This is a genomic window from Veillonella parvula (assembly GCF_902810435.1).
Classification (GTDB): Bacteria; Bacillota; Negativicutes; order Veillonellales; family Veillonellaceae; genus Veillonella.
On the sequence record NZ_LR778174.1, the window covers coordinates 110360 to 126670 of the forward strand.

The 16311-nt window shown below is 43.5% G+C and carries 10 protein-coding genes; all 10 read left to right on the plus strand.

Features of this window, described 5'->3' with window-relative positions; translation table 11 throughout:
* Positions 1–95: 95 nt before the first annotated feature.
* The 10 genes from FNLLGLLA_RS00290 to FNLLGLLA_RS00335 all read left to right on the plus strand — a co-directional run bounded on the left by FNLLGLLA_RS00290 (position 96) and on the right by FNLLGLLA_RS00335 (position 16195).
* The gene (locus FNLLGLLA_RS00290; RefSeq protein WP_174892123.1) at positions 96–2078 is read left to right on the plus strand and encodes a TonB-dependent receptor plug domain-containing protein; all 1983 of its coding nucleotides are present in this window, start codon (positions 96–98) and stop codon (positions 2076–2078) included.
* A gap of 43 nt (positions 2079–2121) precedes the next feature.
* Positions 2122–3075, plus strand: coding sequence for an ABC transporter substrate-binding protein (locus FNLLGLLA_RS00295; protein WP_174892124.1), 954 nt, complete (start codon positions 2122–2124; stop codon positions 3073–3075).
* A complete protein-coding gene (locus FNLLGLLA_RS00300; protein ID WP_174892125.1) occupies positions 3068–4105 on the plus strand; it encodes a FecCD family ABC transporter permease in 1038 nt (345 codons plus the stop codon). Before FNLLGLLA_RS00295 ends, FNLLGLLA_RS00300 begins: the two co-directional genes overlap by 8 nt.
* Complete coding sequence (locus tag FNLLGLLA_RS00305) at positions 4105–4950, plus strand: ABC transporter ATP-binding protein (protein ID WP_174892126.1); 846 nt, start codon at positions 4105–4107, stop codon at positions 4948–4950. Before FNLLGLLA_RS00300 ends, FNLLGLLA_RS00305 begins: the two co-directional genes overlap by 1 nt.
* A gap of 95 nt (positions 4951–5045) precedes the next feature.
* Positions 5046–5975 carry an ATP-binding protein gene (locus tag FNLLGLLA_RS00310; protein WP_174892127.1) on the plus strand — a complete coding sequence of 310 codons (930 nt, stop codon included), beginning with the start codon at positions 5046–5048 and terminating at the stop codon, positions 5973–5975.
* A gap of 2 nt (positions 5976–5977) precedes the next feature.
* Positions 5978–8005, plus strand: a complete 2028-nt coding sequence (locus tag FNLLGLLA_RS00315) for a VWA domain-containing protein (protein WP_118091145.1) — start codon at positions 5978–5980, stop codon at positions 8003–8005.
* A gap of 3 nt (positions 8006–8008) precedes the next feature.
* Positions 8009–11632: a cobaltochelatase subunit CobN gene (gene cobN, locus FNLLGLLA_RS00320; protein ID WP_174892128.1), complete on the plus strand. Its 3624-nt coding sequence runs from the start codon at positions 8009–8011 to the stop codon at positions 11630–11632.
* A 1-nt stretch (position 11633) separates the two neighbouring features.
* The gene (locus FNLLGLLA_RS00325) at positions 11634–12545 is read left to right on the plus strand and encodes an ABC transporter substrate-binding protein (protein ID WP_105086788.1); all 912 of its coding nucleotides are present in this window, start codon (positions 11634–11636) and stop codon (positions 12543–12545) included.
* Positions 12546–12567: 22 nt separating this feature from the next.
* Positions 12568–14436 (plus strand): TonB-dependent receptor plug domain-containing protein, encoded by a 1869-nt coding sequence (locus FNLLGLLA_RS00330; protein WP_128114107.1) that lies wholly within the window; start codon positions 12568–12570, stop codon positions 14434–14436.
* A 436-nt stretch (positions 14437–14872) separates the two neighbouring features.
* Positions 14873–16195 carry a pyridoxal phosphate-dependent aminotransferase gene (locus FNLLGLLA_RS00335; RefSeq protein WP_008603324.1) on the plus strand — a complete coding sequence of 441 codons (1323 nt, stop codon included), beginning with the start codon at positions 14873–14875 and terminating at the stop codon, positions 16193–16195.
* Positions 16196–16311 lie beyond the last annotated feature (116 nt).

A 16311-nucleotide genomic window follows, 5' to 3' on the forward strand; every position in this document is an offset into this window, starting at 1 on the left:
TGGGTTTTGTACGGTCTAAATAAATGTGTGATAATACAAATATGTAGTTTATATAATTGTGTGAATGTATACATGTGTTAAGTGAGGCATTTGGTATGAGACAACAAATTAAGCATCGTATATCTATACTTGTGGGTTTAGCATTGATAGGATTGTCTGTGAATGGATATGCAGCAGAGGTAAGTGCTGATAAGACTCCCACTACAGCTGCATCGAGTGAATCTAATGGAGCATCTGAAATCCATACTATTAATGTAACAGCAAATCGCATGGCTCTTTTAGATTTAGATACGCCGGCTGCGATGGATGTTATTACTCAAAAGGACTTAGCTAATAGTGGTGCCAAAAATGCATTTGATGCGGTTAATATGGTACCCGGCATTACGTCTTTTTCCTATGGTGCATCTGGTCTTGAATATGGCGCTATGGATAGCCGTGTGAATATCCGTGGTCTTGAACGGGGCTCCTTGATTCTCATGAATGGGGTACCGATGAACCTCAATGGCAAGGGCGGACTTAGCTCTATTCCGACTAGTTCTATTGAACGAATTGAAGTATTAAAAGGTGCCGCATCTGCTTTATATGGTGCTGATGCTATGAGTGGTGTTATCAATGTAATTACTAAGACTCCAAGTAAAGAAGGGGGCTCTGCTACGATAGGTTTTGGTAATATGGGCCGCCAAACTTATAAAATTAACTATGGGACGCCTCGCTTCTTAATAGGTGTGGAACGTAACTTCTTTGGCGCTCAAGATCCAGAAACCCCTATCCGCTCCGATATCGGTGGTTATGCTAGAGGGTATGAATATTATACAGCTCGTAACAAAGGGAATTCTTTAGGTGTATTTATGAGCGGTAAATTAAATGATAAGTTGACTTTGAACTTTAGCCGCTTTGAAGGTAATTCTTCTTTTGGACAGTTAAGTACAGAAACGAATCCTATTAAGCAAAAGCTTCACTCTACAACATATGCTTATAAAGATACTAAAAATAATGCGTCTTTAGTTTATAAAGATGGCAATACTACAGGTACAATCTTCTACAACGATAGAGATTTGTATGGTAAAAGTCGCGTACATAGCAAAAAGGCATATACGTTGAGTGATAATAACTATATTGCTCGACAATATGGTTTTGATGTACAACATGAATGGGATTTCCGCGGTGGTAAGGACTATTTTATTGCGGGTGTACTTGGTAAACGAGAAACATATCGCACCACATCTGGTCCGTACTATGGAAATCCACATCGCAACAGTTATGCCGTTTATGGTACATACTCTTATCAGATTAATCCTAAATGGACTAGCATTTTAGGCTTGCGGTATTCGGATATTAAAGACCCTGTGAAAAATCAACGCGTATTAATTCCTCAGTTCCAATTACAACATCGTATTAACAAGGAATCATCCATGTATATAAATGTTGGTAAAGCCTTTAGAATGCCGAACTTAAGCGATACTTTCAAGAAAATTAATAAAGGCTATGCCTCTGTTAGTGGACGTAATTTGAAACCTGAAGAAGGTTGGAATTATGAATTAGGCTACAAACACATTACCAACAAAGATAGCTGGAAAATAGCGGCCTTTTATATGGACTTTAAGAACTTCTTCTCTTGGAAACCGGATAGCAATGGTAAAAACACGATTCGCGTAAATGGTGGTCGCTATAGAAATGTCGGTATCGAAGCCCAATATGGTCGTAAATTAACAGATCACTTAAAAATGACTGTGGGTGCATCGTATTCTAATCCAAAACAACGAGAAATCGATAAGACCTATTGGAAACAAGCTAACCCTAAATTGCAATTTACAGGGGGTATCCATTACAATAGCTCAACCTGGACTGCAGGTACTAGCATCAACTTTGTTACAAAACGGATGAAGAACCGCGATGGCGGTACAAACCCAAATCTTATAGCTTGGAATGCGTACGTAGGGTATCAGTTCAATGAAAACGCATCCTTGCGGCTAGATGCACGTAACTTGTTGAACCGTCACAATGTTATTTCCAACGGTGACTGGGAATACTGGGATGAACCATTTAATTACCAACTCAGCTATACTCAAAAATTCTAGACTTTATGTAATCGCTAATTAGAACTATACAAGGAGTATCATCATGAACAAGAAAATTGGATTTTTCATATGTTTGATGATACTCCTTTGTGTATGTTTAACAGGTTGTGGACCTCAATCTGAGGATGGTGTAACGCCATATACGCGTTATGTTGAAAGTCACGATGGCGTTCAAGTTGCTGTTCCAGAGCATCCAAAGCGAATTTTATCACTGTCCTCTGCATTTGACACAATTTTATTAGGACTTATAGAACCAGAGCGTTTAGCAGGCATTAATAAATTGTCTACCTATGAGGAATATTCGCTAGAGGCAAAGCGCGCAAAGTTAGTAAAGCCTGTGTTGAGCTCGTATCCTTTGGAGAAAATTATAGCCTTGAAACCGGATCTCGTTATAGCGCCAGATTATATATCGGCGGATGTTATTTATGGCTTACGGCACATGGGTATAGCCACTGTTGTGGTACCGACCCCTTCTACGGTGGACGGAGTGATTCAGAATGTGATGGAGATTGCTCATATTATCGGGGAAGATGAAAAGGGTAACTTTTACAATCGGAAGATTCATCGTGAAATAGATGAAATAAAGCACCTAGGAGAATCTATTCCAACTGAGCAGCGCAAGACGGTTCTATTTGTATCATCTATGGACGGATACACGGGCACAGGAAGTCTTTTTGATGATATGTGTCACTATATGAGCATCTATAATGCACCTGATCGGATTGGATTACCACCACGAATACCCTTTGGGGAGGAGCGTGTGCTAGCCATGAATCCAGACTATATTTTTATTCCATCCTATAAGGGAATGGACAAGAATTTGGCGGATAGATATTTAAAGAATCCGGCCTTTCAAAATCTACCTGCTATTAAGGAAAATCGAGTTAAACCCTTACCGGCAGCGTACTTATATACAATGAATCAGCATATTGGTGAAGCGATGTTAGCCATTATGCATACTGTGTATCCTCAATTAGAAAGGAATTCTCATGACTAAACAGAAACAACGTATCATGGCCATAACTCTAATTGGGGTATTGCTATGTATTGTGAGTTTATTGGCGCTCCACGTAGGGACCATTATGATTCCTATCGGTGGGGGCATACAAAGTATCTTAAATGGTATAGGTATCCCTGTGAATTTCACAGAACCGATTACGGCTGAACAAGAGGCTGTACTGTGGTTTATCCGCATGCCACGCCTTATCATCGGACTTCTCGTGGGAGGCGCCTTGGCATTGGCTGGTGCGGTTATGCAAGGGGTATTCTCCAACCCACTAGCGGACCCAGGTATTATGGGTGTATCCGCTGGGGCATCCCTCGGTGCGGTTATCGCCATTGCCCTTGGCGTAACATCTCTTAGCATGTTTTACATGCCTGCCTTTGCCTTCGTTGGGGCCTTTGTATCCGTTGGGATTATTATTTTGTTAACCTGGCGCAATAACAAGCTCGACACCACAACCTTGTTGCTGGCTGGTGTAGCTGTTAGTATGCTGCTCGGCGCTTTCACATCGGGTATTTTGACGATGATTAATGAATATCGCTTGCGTGAATTCCTATTCTGGATGGTGGGCGGTCTTGATTTTCGCCGTTGGGATCACGTTTTGCTAGCCGTGGGCCCTATCGTGACGGGCAGCGTTATATTGATGATGCTCGGTCGTCACTTGAATGTGCTCGTTCTGGGCGATACAGAGGCGCGTGCCTTAGGCTTGCCTGTTATGGCATATCGCATGGTATTCCTATTTCTAGCATCCGTAGTTACAGCTACCGCTGTATGTGTCAGCGGATCCATCGGCTTTGTAGGTCTTGTGGTACCCCATATTGTACGGCTTTTGGTTGGGCCAGATCATAGAATACTATTGCCTATGGCGGCTGTTGGAGGTGCCTTATTCCTCGTATTCTGCGATACATTAGGCCGCGTCATCGCTCAACCGGTTGAAATTCGCGTAGGTATTATGACGGCACTCTTAGGGGCACCGTATTTCTTATACTTACTTCATCGCTTGCGTAGTAAAGGAGGGGCCTAATGAAACTAGATGTTCAATCTCTATCCGTCACATTAGGGGAAACCACCATTCTGAAGGATGCATCCTTTTCTATTGATAGTGGTGAGTTTGTCGGTATTATCGGGCCTAATGGCTCCGGTAAAACAACGTTATTAAAAACATTGCGTGGTCTCTATCCTACGTCTGGTGGCGATGTTTTGTGGGATGGTAAAAGCATCGCTTCTTTGAGCGATAAGGACATTGCTCATCATGTGGCATATATGCAACAGTCCGTAAATGTTTCCTTCGATTATGAAGCCATCGATATTGTGATGACAGCTCGTTATCCGTATCTAAAATGGTGGCAACAAGAGGGGCCTGAAGATAAAGTTATTGTTGAACAGGCTATGAAAGAGGTCGGTGTTTATCACTTGCGTAATCGCTCCGTACAAAACCTGAGTGGCGGGGAGCGCCAACGGGTATTCTTGGCAAAGGCGTTAGCACAACAAACAGAGGTGCTTTTACTAGATGAGCCGACGGCCGCTCTCGATTTAGTTTACGCTGATGATATTTTCCATGAAGGCCGCAGATTATGTGACGAAGGTAAAACGATTTTAATCGTCGTTCATGACTTAGAGTTAGCTGCCAAATATTGCACCAAACTCGTCTTAGTTAGCGATGGACACATCGTTGATGTAGGTGCACCTCGAGATGTATTGACGGCAGAAAATCTACGAAATGCGTTCCGTTTATCGGCCGCGGTCTATGACGATCCGTACTTTAAACAACAACGTATCTTTGTATTTCCAAAAGGAACTACAAATATTGATGACTTCAAACAAACCGAAACTACTTCAGAAATGTCTATTGATCCAAATCTGAAATAGTTAGAATGGCATGATACTTAGCGTTTTCCTAGGGGTTATTGATTAATTATGTATGGTGACTATTTTGTGTTGCGAATCTGAGTGAGGTTAGGCTTATGTTATATCCATTTACTGCTATTGTTGGTCAAGATGAAATGAAATTGGCCCTTTTGCTGAATGCTATCAATCCGTCCATCGGTGGTGTGTTAATTGAGGGCGAAAAGGGCACTGCAAAGTCTACGGCTGTACGTGCATTACCGAGCCTGCTACCTTCCATGGAAACAGGGGCATCCGCGATGTCCGTTGTTGAGCTACCTATCAATGCTACGGCAGACCGCGTTGTAGGATCCATAAATTTGGAAAAGGCATTACAAGAGGGGGTAAAAGCCTTTGAACCGGGTATTTTACATGCAGCCCATCAAAATATTCTCTACGTAGATGAGGTTAATCTATTAGATGACCACATTGTAGATATTTTGTTAGACGTGGCAGCTATGGGGGTGAATACGGTAGAACGGGAAGGGGTGAGCCACTCTCATCCATCTCGTTTTATCCTCGTAGGAACGATGAATCCTGAAGAAGGCGACCTTAGACCTCAGCTGTTAGACCGTTTCGGACTATCTGTTATGGTCTATGGAGAACAGGACCCGGCACAACGTATGGAGGTAATCAAGCGTCGCCTCGCCTTTGGCGACAATGCTGAAAGCTTTGTAGCGTCTTACAAGGAATCAGAACGTAGCCTGCACGAACGTTTATTACAAGCTCGTGAAGTATTGCCAGGCATCATCCCATCTGATGATGTGTTGTTGCAAATAGCGAGTATCAGCATAGGTGTCGGCGTTGATGGACATCGCCCAGACATTACGATGATGCATACGGCTCGTGCTCATGCAGCCTTTCACAGTCGCAACCAAATTACAGCGGAAGACCTCAAGGTGGCGGCACGATTAGCTTTAAAACATCGCTTACGTCGCTTGCCATTTGAAGAACAAGGTTACGATGAGGAGCGCATTGATACAGTGGTATCGGCAGTGCTTGAGGGCTAGTTATGGAAACATCTGTACAAGAGGCCCTCAAAATAGGCCTTGTAAACGACCAGATTCATACCATTGTTATTTCTGGAGGTACCGGTGTTGGTAAAAGCTATGTACTTCGTCAGTGCCTCGAGAAATGGCAAATTCCATATCGTTTGATACCTGTTTATATAGATACTTCACAACTACAAGAGTCCATCGATTTTGAAGCATCCCTTGCACAGGGTAAGATGGTTATGGCATCTGGCTTATTAGGTGATACGAGTAATCGATGCTGGGTTGTCGATGATGCTCACGTTCTGTCGCCTGAAGTCCGTCATGCACTATTGGTAGAAGCGAAACGTCGTCAAATACTACTGATACTGACCATAAACCATGAGGATAGAACCTTAGATGATGTGGAGTGGGAACTCGTAGATGTGCATGTATCTATGGATGTACCTACACTACAATCTAAGGTGAAGGTGTTACAACGAAGGCGAGATGAAATTGAGCCTTCATCTGAGGATTTATTGAGCCTAATAGATTCTAAACAAGTTCAATCTATAGTTGTTCCTGATGCTATGCTTTCACTGGCTATATCCTATGCATTGCAAGCTCGAACCGTAGGTCATGGAGCAGAGTATGTATTATTACAAGTGATGAAATCACTGGCAGTTCTTGATGGTAGTTCTTACTGTAAGCCATCTCATGCGGAACGAGCCGCTCTCTATGTACTGCCTCATCGCATGAAACGCAATGATACACCTGAGTCTCAGACTTCACAAGGAGAGGCATCTAATAGTGCAAGTGACCAAAACCAGTTGCAGGAGAATACCGAATCAGCAACGGATGATTCGGATGTAGACGACTCTAATAACTCTGATTTTAGAGATTCCAAGCGTGATGAATCCCATTCTGACGAGTTAAACTCTAATGGGTTGGATAATTCAAATATCGATGGTCATGACGGCTCACGTGATATGGATTTTGATGATGGTAAATCAAGGACATCCAATCATCCAGAAACATTAGAGTCTACAGCGAATGAGTGGGGAACTTCTGATTCAATGAATACTTATAGTGACACATCTAATGGAATATCTTCTTTATGTTTGCCCGATACTGTTGCCCGTATAGCTAACCAGTTCTTTCAATGGAAATTGCAATCTTCTAAAACGGTAGACCGTCAGTATCGTAAAGGTTCTGGTCGGCGCCTTATGACTAGAACAAAGGATACTAGGGGGCGCATGATTCGAGCGTATCAAGATGAACAGGCTTTAGAGGATTTGGCTTTAATTGACACATTGCGTGCAGCCGCACCGTATCAACGATTGCGGGCCGTTGAAAGGGTAAAACAATTACAGGTAGATACCCCATTAAATGTAGTGGAGCAATCTGTTACATCGGAATGCTTATGTCAAATGGACCCACAAGCAGAGCGTCATGATTTAAAAGGGCTATCTATTGTAGTAAAACCTCAAGATTACCGCCGAAAGGCTCGGGAAAAGAGGATTGGTGCGTATCAGCTTTTCGTAGTGGATGCTAGTGGCTCTATGGCAGCTCGCCATCGCATGGAGGCGACAAAAGGTGCGATTTTGAGCCTCTTGCGTGATTCTTATGTTCACCGTGATTCGGTGGGACTCATTGTATTTCGCAAGGACTCCGCAGAGGTATTATTGCCTTTCACCCGTAGTGTAGAGCGAGCAGAACGACTGTTAGCTACATTGCCAACGGGGGGCAAGACGCCCTTAGCCCAAGGTTTACGAGTCGCCTATACTATGTGTGATAGATTGCTTCGCAGACATTCGGCGGAGCGGATTCAAATGATTTGTATTACCGATGGTCGTGCTACTTCGGGTGCTTCTGAGGACCCTGTAGGAGAGGCGAAACAATGGGCTCGTATTTTAGGGACCTTGCCAGTAGACTATATCGTTATCGATACGGAAACGGGCTTTATCAAGCTCGGCTTAGCTAAGGAATTGTGTAAATTAATGAATGGCAGTTATTATGCGATGGACTCTATTACGTCAGATAGTATTTTGCGCGTATCGCGGAGGTAGATCATGAGTCGACTCCTGTATATTTCTAATTTAGGAAAACAAATCCAATATATAGAAAAAGCTGTTGCTACTTACCCGGAACTCTTACAGGGCGAGGTGGACCTTTGCAATATGAAAAAGCCTCCTCAATGGGATGCTGACTTTGAAAGTCGCTTACGCGCTGCCGATGTAGTTCTGGTAACGAATATGGGGGTTGGTTTAGACTCGCCCTTCTTAGAACGTCTGGAACGCTGGTTATATGCACATCATCCTAAATACTGGATTGATGTAGTAGAACCTAAGAAAACAGATATTTTATATCGCAATTTGGATGAGGATAAACGGGTACTTCTTGAAAGCTACCGCCGAACTAGTGGGGTCATGAATTATGTACGCTTAATCAACGGTGCTTTCAGTACAAAACCTACCTCTGAATGGGAAGAGCCAGATCCTATTCCTTGGCAAGCCGTCATGGGTCGAGAAGGCAATATCTACGAAACCTATGATGAGTTTATGGAAGCAGAAGGGCATCGAGATTGGCCATCTATAGCGGTCTACTTTTACCGTGACGAATGGATCATGGGGGATATTGAGTATCAACAGGCCTTATTTGAAGAGATTTACAAACATCAGTACAATCCGATTATCTTTTATGGTCAGTATGGCTCGAATCCGCGCGTAGGTATTCCGAATATGAAGCTGTCCATGAACCATCTTTTTGGGAAGGATGAATTCCCCTTTGATGTGCTCATAAATACTTGTAAATTTTCCTTTCAGTCCTTAGGTGCTCAAACCTTGGAGGAGTTAAAGCTACAGGATGTTCCTATCGTTCAGGGTTATACCATATACATGGATGAGAAATCTTGGGCCGAGAATCCACAAGGTGTAACACCTTTAGACGTGAATTTATCTATATCTCAGCCTGAGCTAGATGGGGTTATTCAAGGCGGTGTTGTGGCATGCCAAACCTATGATGAGCGTGGACACTATGTGTACTTGCCTGTGAAAGAACGCATCGCTGCTATTGTACAACGAGCTATTAAATGGTCTACATTGCGCCATATCCCTGTATCGGAGCGAAAAGTGGCCGTTATATTACATAACTATCCGCCTAAGAACTCCAACATTGGCTCTGCCGCAGGTCTTGATACACCTGAGTCGGTGCTACGGTTATTACGAGATATGAAGGCGGAAGGTTATACCATCGACACGGTGCCAGAAACAAGTGCAGACTTGATGGATGTGGTAACGTCTCATATGACGAATGACCGCTCCATGCTCACCGATGAACTGCTAGCCTCTGCAGAAGGTCGGTTAAGTAGTGATGATTACAAAGCATATTTTGCTACGCTGCCGGAAGATACGCAGACAGCAATGGTTAAATCTTGGGGCGAAGCCCCAGGGGATGTATTCGTCTACGATGATGACGTGATTATCCCAGGTTTCTCCAATGGCAATCTGTGGATTACGGTACAGCCACCCCGTGGATTTGGGGAGAATGTATCGGCCATTTATCACGATCCTTGCTTGCCTCCACCACATCAATACTTAGCGTTTTATCACTGGGTGCGCGATGTCTTTGAAGCTGATGCAGTTATCCATGTTGGTACCCATGGCTCTCTAGAATGGCTGCCCGGTAAGGGGGCTGGACTCAGCGCTAGTTGTTATCCGGAAATCGGCATTTCCAGTTTGCCAAATATTTACCCGTATTGGACAACCATTATTGGGGAAGGCATACAAGCCAAGCGGCGTAGTTCGGCTTGCTTAGTGGGTCACTTGTCGCCGCCGATGACGACAGCGGGCCTCTATGATGAGTTCGAAGAATTAGAGGCCTTACTCGATGAACATAGTCATTTTGAGCGGGAACATCCTGAAAGTGTCTCTACTCTAGGTGAAGTGATTCGAGAAAAGGCCATGGAGTGCCATCTCATCGATAAAGAACGAGGTTCTACCATGACGGTGGACGATATAATTACAGAGGTCCACGAAAAGCTGAGCGACTTGAAACATATGCAGATGCGCAATGGTTTGCACATCTTGGGGCAAGGTCCTGAAGGGGAAGCATTAGAAGAGTTTATTACTGCTATTGTAAGCACTCCTCAAGGTGAAATCGCGTCAGGCCTTGCCACCATCGCAGAAGAATTAGGTTATGATTGGTCTTATATGGCGGAACATGCTGGCGAAATTCATTCAGATGGTATACGATATAGTGTTACCATAGATCGAATTTGGAATGAATTGCGTAGCTTTGTAAGGCATGTGATCAATATACCAGATTATACAGTGCCCGAACGGTTAGAACCTTTGGCGAATGCGATCGTTCGAGAGTATATTCCAAAATTACGTGACACCAAGAACGAGCTAACCTCTATTTCAAATGCCTTACAGGGCAGATATGTAGAGCCCGGTCCAGGTGGAGCCCCCTCGAGCGGTCAAGTCGACGTACTGCCTACGGGGCGTAACTTCTATGGTTTAGATGAAAGAGCTTTACCGACGAAGATAGCCTATCAATTAGGCATAGAGTTAGCAGATCAAGTTATCGCTGATTATATTTTGAATGAACAACGGTATCCTGAGACGATTGGCATCATCCTATGGGCTACGAGCAATTCTAGAAGTCATGGTCAGTGCTTGGGTGAGTTCCTTTACTTGTTAGGAGTTCGACCTAAATGGCAATCGGGCGGTCGCGTGTCAGGTTTAGAAGTGATTCCTTTAGAGGAATTGCAGCGCCCTCGCATCGATGTGATGGGCCGCATCAGTGGCCTCATTCGAGATATGATGCCTACTGCCATTGGCTGGCTTGATAAAGCCGTTGAAATGGTGGCAGAACTAGACGAGTCCTTGGAAGATAACTACGTGAAAAAGCATATTCACGATGATGTGGATTGGCTCGTTGAGCAAGGTGAAGACCCTATGTTGGCCCTTAAAAAGGCTAGACTCCGTATCTTTGGTGATCCGCCCCAAGCTTATGGCACGGGTGTGGGAGCCTTGATTGAAGGCAAAAACTGGGAATCCGTACAAGATATTGCTCAAGTTTACAGCAAGTGGAGTAGCTTTCATCTGCACAAGGACATTCCTCAGGACATGAGGCTATTCCAACGTCGATTAACCACGATGGATGTGACCATTAAGAACGAAGATAATCGAGAAACCCATATTATGAGTGCTGATGATTATTATAGTTATCACGGTGGTCTCATTGCGGCGGTGCGCACCGCAAAGGGCAGTGCGCCGCGCGCCTATGTGGGGGATAGCTCAGACCGCAGTCGTGTTGTGATGAGGCCCTTAGGTGACGAAATTCGCCGCGTCGTGCAAGGGGAAACGCAGAACCCTAAATTTATTCAAGCCATGATGAAACATGGCTACAAAGGGGCATCGGATATGTCGAATGTCGTATCCCATACCTTTGGTTGGGATGCTACGAGTGATGTCGTACCAGACTGGGTCTATGAAGGGTATGCTAATAAGTATGCTTTAGACAAGACAGTACAAGACTGGATGCGCAATGTAAATCCTTGGGCCTTACAGCGCATTACAGAAACCTTGCTAGAGGCTTCTCAACGTGGCTATTGGAATGCATCGCCTGAAATATTACAGGATTTGCAATCATTATTTATTTCCATGGAAGGGGTTATAGAAGGTCGTTAGTATGAAGCACAGAATATCTATTATATGTACCATAGTAATGATGGTACTTCTAGTGGTCGGTTGTGGTCCTACGCAGACGGGGACTACGGGCACGACACATCAAGTTACGGATGGCACTGGTGTAACTGTTACGGTGCCTAGTGAGCCGAAGCGAATCGTCCCTATTGCTGCCAGTACAGAGGATATAGTGTTATCTTTGGTTAATCCGAGCCGAGTAGCAGCCGTTGGTACCGTGCCTAACAATGTGCCTGACGAGTCTGCCAAGGTGGGGACGCATGTGAAAGCAACTGCTGAATCCATGCTTTCAGTACAACCTGATTTAGTATTAGTTCCAAACTGGATATCTCCAGATGCAATTGGGGAAATGCGGAATATGCAGATTCCCGTTTACGTCTATAAGACTCCGACTACGGTAGAAGAAGCAAAAGCAGTTATCCATGAAATTGCAGGACTCTTACACGCTTCGGATGAAAAGATGATTGCTAGCATGGATGCAGATTTGAAAACTGTCGAAGAGTTAGCAAATAAACATACCGGTGAACGCCCTGTAGTAGCATTTTATACGCAATTTGGTTTAACCGGTGGCAAAGGGTCAACCTTTGATGATATGACTAAATATCTGAAGGTTACCAATGCGGCCGCCCAATTAGGCTTGGGGCCTTTTGATAATGGGACGCGAGAGGATTTAATTAAAGCGAATCCAGACATTATCATCATCCCATCGGTAGCTTATACCTCGGATGGCACTACGCCAGCAACGGCAGAACAACTCTATTCTGACCCTGCTTTGCAGGGGGTTAAGGCCATCGCCAATCGTCGTGTGTTCCTCGTAGATTCCTCGCAGGTCATGAGTTATTCTCAATTTATGACTCGTGCAATGGTTTCTATGGCACAAAATATATATGACAAGTGATTTAGTGTGTGTGGAGGTTTTTATGAAAGTATCAAGAATGCAACGATTATCCATGTACGTAGGGTTAGCTCTCGTATTTGGTAGCACATTGAGTGCACCTAGTGTATTAGCTGTTGATGCTGGTGATGCGAAAGAAGCGCATACCATTGTTGTTACGGCGACTCGTAGTGAACAACAGCTTTCAGAAGTGCCAGCTAGTGTAGGCGTAGTAACAGGTGACGATATTCGTGAGCGCCATGCTACGAATATGAACGAAGCCTTGAACATCGTACCGGGCGTAGATATTAATACGTATGGTGGTGGCGTAGGTTACACGAACTCCAATGCATTCCGCATCAATGGGTCTGACCAAGTATTGTATTTGGTAGACGGCATCAATATGGGCGCAGCAGGTGTGAATCCGCCGATGACTATTTTGAAAGATATGTCCAGTATTGATCGCATTGAAGTCCAACGTGGTGCAGGTTCTACATTGTATGGTTCCGGCGCCATCGGTGGTGTAGTAAATGTAATCACTGCAAAACCTGAGCAAGGTGTACAAACTAAGCTTCGCGTGATGGGTGGCAGCAATGATTTAGAGCAATACGCAATTACCAACGAAGGTAGCCAAAATGATTGGTATTGGCGTGTAGGCGTACAAAAAGATATTATTGGTTCCTATAAAGATGGTCATGGCGTGCGCGTTCCGCAACATGGCAATAGCCACACTGCATCTTTCATGGTGGGCAATAAAATCAATGATAAGAACGATGTAAAAATATCTTACGATACATATCGTGGTGATGTAATGTATTCCGACCATTTGGGTGCCCTCAACCATATTCGTTATGGTAATGAAGCGAATGATTCCTTACGCGCGATTTGGAAGAACAAAATCAGCAATCGTTGGAGCCATCAATTATACTTGATGAACAATCATTATAAAACAACATACGATGGGTACTTAACGGATGTGAAGACTCGTGGTATTGGGGATCAAGTTACGTATAAAGCAAAAGACCATACTGTAGTAGGCGGCTTTGATTGGAGACAAGATAAGGTGCTTAATATGGGCGGCGTGAAGCTTACGAATACATCTTACTTCATTCAAGATGAATGGAAATTTGCTCCTAAGTGGACTGTAACACCTGGTATCCGCGTTGACCATCATTCCTCCTTCGGTACGCATACATCTCCATCCATCAGTCTCGGCTATGATGTAAATGAGAAGACAAATGTGTATGCTGCGTATAAAGAGTACTTCTTGGCACCTACACCGTACCAATTATTTGATGGCTTCAATGGCAACCGCAACTTGAAACCTGAAACAGGTCATGAATTTGATTTAGGTGTACACCACAAATTCGGTAAAACATGGAATAGTAATCTTAGCTTCTTCAGCCGTAGTACGAAGGATAAAATCGGTTGGGTTATGACTGATCCAGCAAACTTTACAGGTCAATATCGCAATTTTGACACTGAAAAAGCTCGAGGCATCAATGCTGATGTGCGCAAACAATTGACGAACCACTTGTCCGCACGCCTTGGCTATACGTATACTCATATTGATGCGACACCAACTCGCAAAGCAAATCGCGATGGGTATGTACCAAAACATGCTGTTAATGCAGGCCTTGATTACAACGATGCTAAATGGGATGCTCATTTGGATATCCGCGGTATCATCAACCGTCCTGGCCCTGCAGATAATGTATTCCCTCGTAAAACGTACTGGTTGGCTGATATCAGCGCTAACTATCGGGTACGCGAAAATGTTACTATATTTGGTCGTATCAACAATATCTTTGATACATACTATGCAGAACAATCTAGCGTTCGTTGGGGCAACCCTGGTGACTGGTGGCCAGGTCAAGGTCGCAACTTCCGTCTAGGTGTAGAAGTGACTATCTAATGGGTATAACTACTACAATGGCTAATAGATGCAACTACTGCAATGGTTCGATTATAAAGCTATACTAATAATTGACAATTACATCATAGTTATTTGTATAGTTTCAAAATGTAATCTATATCATGGTGAAAGAGCCTCTCATGGGGCTCTTTCATTTTTATTATAGTTTTTGATGGTATATTGAGACCGCACTAAGCACCATGAGAGTTATTTTCAATAACCGATAAATTGGGTATAGGTAAATAAGTATATGTTATAAAACTATAGATTTTCTATAGTAAAAGCTCTATAATATTATGTATCTATCTATAGGTATTCATAGTTTATGTTTTGTGATGTAAACGTATATTTGCTTGTATAGTAAATGTTTTGTTACTTTCACAGTTATCAAAACCTTTCCATGGAGAAGGTTGATTTTTAGAGGAGTTGGATCGAAATGAAACAACCAGAATTATCGCCGTATATGATGGCTCGCAAGCCGTCTGGCATTCGCCTAGGACAAATTAAATTCTTGGAACGTAAGAACCCACCTATCTTGGTGAATGGTTCTATTGGCAATGTAATGCGTCCTATGCATCCCGCCATGCAGCGTAGGTTGTTTGATTTGGGTGGTGTCAATAGCCCGTTCCACAATGGTATTGTGCCATATGTGCCAACTACGGGCACTGATGAGTGTCGTGAAGCGTTTTTACACATTTTGCGCAGTCAAGGTTTTGATACGACAGGTCTTGATGTACTCGTGACAGACGGTGCATCAATGGCGATGGAAATTATCATGCTTGGCGTATGTGGTGGTGCAGGCGAAGAGGAACGTCCTCTCTTGATGTTCAATCCTTCTTATACAAATTATGATGCAGTAGGTCTTCGCATAGGCCGTAAAACAGTAACAGTAGAACGGGAGCTCAATGAAAATGGTGAGTTTGAATTGCCATCCGTAGAGACTGTAGAGAAGCGCATTATCGACACCAAACCTGGTGCGTTGCTCATCATTCCTTATGACAATCCGACTGGTCAATTATTTAGCAAGGAAACGCTTATTGAATATACTAAATTGTGCGTTAAACATAATTTATGGATTATCTCTGACGAAGCGTACCGTGAATTGGCTTATGAAAAGGGAAAAGAAACATCCAGCATTTGGGCCTTAACCGATAAAGATGTGCCTGGCATCGAAGGTCGCCGTATTAGCCTTGAAACGGCCAGTAAGGTTTGGAATGCGTGTGGGCTTCGCATTGGAGCCATCATTACGGATAATAAATTATGCTATGAAAAATCTGTTGCGGAATATACGGCAAACCTTAGCGCTAACACCTTGGGACAATATATCTTTGGCGCATTGAAGCATGAGTCCTATGCGCAGTTGCACAATTGGTATGAGCAACAACGCGACTACTATCGTCAAATGATCTTTGAACTCCACAAAGGCTTTAAAGAGGTAGAACCAGACTTCATCGTATCCCGTCCTGAAGCATCTATTTACTTTGTAATCGACGTGAGAAAGGTGGCAAAACCTGGCTTTGATGGCGTGGAATTTGCTTCCTGGTGTGCTGAACACGGTGCGGTAAGCCTTGATGATGGTAAGGAATATACACTCCTCATGGCGCCGCTCAATGGTTTCTATAGCGGTAAAAATGGTGATAATAACCCTGGTAAAACACAATTGCGCGTGTCCTTCTGTGAAAATCCAGAACTATTGCGCTTGGCTCCTGAATTATTATCTAAACTATTCAGAGCTTACGAAGCACAACGAAATGTATAAACGTAAAGAGTGCCATTCCCAAAGGGAAGGCACTCTTTTTGCATTGTAAGTTATCATCATGAGTCATATAGATACTATGTATGGTATAGTATTACATAAAAAAGAGCTATAATATT

Bases quoted from the DNA above. Each gene is read 5' to 3' on its own strand.
- FNLLGLLA_RS00290 (WP_174892123.1), top strand. From the start codon at position 96: ATGAGACAACAAATTAAGCATCGTATATCTATACTTGTGGGTTTAGCA.
- FNLLGLLA_RS00295 (WP_174892124.1), top strand. From the start codon at position 2,122: ATGAACAAGAAAATTGGATTTTTCATATGTTTGATGATACTCCTTTGT.
- FNLLGLLA_RS00300 (WP_174892125.1), top strand. From the start codon at position 3,068: ATGACTAAACAGAAACAACGTATCATGGCCATAACTCTAATTGGGGTA.
- FNLLGLLA_RS00305 (WP_174892126.1), top strand. From the start codon at position 4,105: ATGAAACTAGATGTTCAATCTCTATCCGTCACATTAGGGGAAACCACC.
- FNLLGLLA_RS00310 (WP_174892127.1), top strand. From the start codon at position 5,046: ATGTTATATCCATTTACTGCTATTGTTGGTCAAGATGAAATGAAATTG.
- FNLLGLLA_RS00315 (WP_118091145.1), top strand. From the start codon at position 5,978: ATGGAAACATCTGTACAAGAGGCCCTCAAAATAGGCCTTGTAAACGAC.
- cobN (WP_174892128.1), top strand. From the start codon at position 8,009: ATGAGTCGACTCCTGTATATTTCTAATTTAGGAAAACAAATCCAATAT.
- FNLLGLLA_RS00325 (WP_105086788.1), top strand. From the start codon at position 11,634: ATGAAGCACAGAATATCTATTATATGTACCATAGTAATGATGGTACTT.
- FNLLGLLA_RS00330 (WP_128114107.1), top strand. From the start codon at position 12,568: ATGAAAGTATCAAGAATGCAACGATTATCCATGTACGTAGGGTTAGCT.
- FNLLGLLA_RS00335 (WP_008603324.1), top strand. From the start codon at position 14,873: ATGAAACAACCAGAATTATCGCCGTATATGATGGCTCGCAAGCCGTCT.